The 2,469-nt window shown below is 65.2% G+C and carries 1 protein-coding gene; it reads right to left on the minus strand.

Annotation, left to right across the window (positions count from 1 at the left end; all coding sequences use genetic code 11):
• Positions 1-114: 114 nt before the first annotated feature.
• A partial coding sequence (locus JAO81_RS39995) for a transglycosylase domain-containing protein (RefSeq protein WP_307814185.1) occupies positions 115-2,469 on the minus strand: 2,355 nt, incomplete at its 5' end.

Genomic DNA, 2,469 nt, shown 5'->3' on the forward strand with positions numbered 1-2,469 from the left:
CCGGGGGGGGGGGGGAGGCGGGGCCCCGCGCCCCGCGGTGGGGGGGGTTGGCCCGTGTTTCACGTGAAACGGTCGCCTTGGTGTGTTTCACGTGAAACACCCCGGCCTGGGCGGCTAACCGTCGGCTCCCTCGAACCAGCCGCCATTGCCACCGTTGCCGTTGCCGTTACCTCCGGTCGGTGGCTCGGTCGTCGGCGGTGGCGAGGACTCGCCACCGGTGGTTCCTCCGTTGTCCTGACCGCCGTTGTTCTGGCCGCCATTGGACTGACAGATGAGGTCCCAGTCGGCACACGACGGGGACGGCTCGACCGGCAGCGACGGCGTGACTTCCGGCTGCGACGGCGTGGGCTCAGGATCGTCGCTCGGCGTCGGCGTGGGCGACGGGGTCGGCTTGCCGACGATCTCGCCGATCTCGGGGGCATCCGTGAACTCGCTGTGGTCCTCGCCCTTGGTGCCTTCGAGCATGTAGTCCTTCCAGACCTGCGCGGGCACCTCACCACCGTGGATCGAGTCACCGGCGTCGCCGGTGATACGGAGCAGCTTCCCCTCTTCGGGGTCGGAGCGGAACACACCGATCGCCGTGGAGAGTTCGGGCGTGTAACCGGCGTACCACGCGGACAGGTTGTCGTCGGTGGTACCGGTCTTACCGGCGGCCGGGAAGCCGATGTCGGCGATGCGCTTGGCCGTACCGTTCTGGACGACGTTCTCCAGAACCTCGGTGACGCCGTTGGCCACATCCGGGTCAAGGGCGTCCTTGCCCGTGGGCTTCGGGAATCCGTCCAGCTCCGTCTCGTCCTTCTCGACCTTGGTGACGGAGTACGGCTCGTAGTGCTCACCTTCGGCCGCGAAGGTCGCGTACGCGCTGGACAAAGCGACCGCATCAGGCGTGGAGGTACCCAGCGAGAACGAGACGTTGCCCAGGTTGCCCGTGTCGAAGCTCGCCTCGGGGATGCCCAGCGCCCTTGCCGTCTTACGTGTCGTTTCCAGCCCGACGTCGATGCCGAGCTGTGCGAACGGCACGTTGATGGACTTCTCCATCGCGAACTTCAGCGTGACGAGCCCGTACTTCTTGCCGTCTTCCTCATTCTGCTGACGGAAGGGCCCTCCCTTGCCGTTCGGGATCGGGTCGCCGTTCTGGTCCTTGATGATGGTGTTGTCGTCACCGAGGTAGCGGCTCATCGGGGAGATTCCGTTGCCGCCGCTCTCCTGCGTCCCGTTCTCCATCGCCGAAGCCAGGACGAACGGCTTCCACGTCGATCCCACCGGCACTCCCGTGGTGCGCGCGTTGTTGACGTAGTAGCCCTTGTCGTAGCCGGCCCCGCCGTAGACCGCCTTGATCTGGCCGGTCTTCGGGTCGATGGAAGAGCCGCCGAACTGGACCAGCTTGTCCATGCGCTTGCCCTGTTCCTTGCGGGTCTTGGCGACCGCGTTCTCCAGGGCCTTGACCTTCTTCTCGTTGAAGGTCGTGTAGATCTTGTAGCCGCCCTTGTCGAGGTCCTCGATCGAGATGTCCATCTTCTTCGCGGCTTCCTGCTTCGCGATGTCGATGAGGTAGCCCGTCTGCCCGGCAAGCGGCGACTTGCGCTTCTCTATCGTCGGGAACTTGGTGACCTTGTCCCGGTCCGCCTGGGTGAGTTTGCCGACCTCCACCATGCGGTCGAGAGTCCACTTCCAACGAGCCTCGACCCGCTTCTCGTTGAGCGGCTTGGTCGCGTTGGGCCCCACACCACCATCGGGGTTGTAGAGGTTCGGGCCCTTGAGGACCGATGCGAGGAAGGCGCTCTCGCTGAGGCTCAGATCGAGGGAGTTCTTGCCGAAGTAGGCCTGCGAGGCGGCCTGGATGCCGTAGGCGTTACGCCCGTAATAGGCGGCGTTGAGATAGCCGGCCAGGATGTCGTCCTTCGACATCTGCGTACCGACCTTTATGGAGATGAAGAGCTCCTTGGCCTTACGTGAGACCGTCTGGCTCTGGTCCAGGTAGGTGTTCTTCACGAACTGCTGGGTGATGGTCGAACCACCCTGCGTCTCGCCGCCCGTGGCCATGTTGAACGCGGCGCGGGCGATACCCATCGGGTCCACACCGCTGTCGGTCTCGAAGCTGGCGTTCTCGGCGGCGATCACCGCGTTCTGCATCTCGGTGGGGATCTGATCGATGTCGACGATCTGGCGGTTCTCCTTGCCGCCGGTCGACGCCATCTGCTTGCCGTTGTCCCAGTAGAAGACGTTGCTCTCGTTGTTGGCGACCTTGTCGACGGTGGGAATCTCCACCATCGAGTAAGCGATCCCCGCCGCCGCGACCATCATCCCGAAGAAGCCGATGAGGCAGCCCGTGACCTGCTTCCAGGACGGTACGAAGCGCTTCAGGCCGTCGCGGTCCGACCGCGGATAGTCGACCCAACGCTTCTTGCCCGGCTCGTAACGGCCCCGGCCGCGCCCCGGCCCTCCGGCCTCACCGGAGGCGCCGCGCCG

The sequence above is a fragment of the Streptomyces sp. N35 genome (assembly GCF_016464295.1).
Taxonomy (GTDB): domain Bacteria; phylum Actinomycetota; class Actinomycetes; order Streptomycetales; family Streptomycetaceae; genus Streptomyces.